Here is a 203-nt window from a genome sequence, read left to right as displayed (position 1 = left end):
GGCGAGGACTGCGTCGAGGTCGCCTCCCAAGTCCCCGGCGTCATCCCCGTCCGCGACTCCAAACTCGCCGCGAACAGCCCCCTCCTCCTGATCCCCAACCCCGCCTGGGACGCGTTCCTCACATCCCTGAAGTGACCCGCTCGGCAGCAGAGGACCACAGACCATGCCCGAGCACGACCTGAACAACGCTTCCTGGCGCAAAA

1 protein-coding gene is annotated in these 203 nt (G+C 66.5%); it reads left to right on the top strand.

The window, feature by feature from the left end:
* Positions 1-135, top strand: a 135-nt coding sequence (locus SZN_RS37840) for a DUF397 domain-containing protein (protein WP_007506888.1), incomplete at its 5' end; no start/stop codon positions are given.
* Positions 136-203 lie beyond the last annotated feature (68 nt).

It is taken from the genome of Streptomyces zinciresistens K42 (assembly GCF_000225525.1).
Lineage (GTDB): Bacteria > Actinomycetota > Actinomycetes > Streptomycetales > Streptomycetaceae > Streptomyces > Streptomyces zinciresistens.
This window is presented reverse-complemented; position numbering and strand designations above follow the sequence as displayed.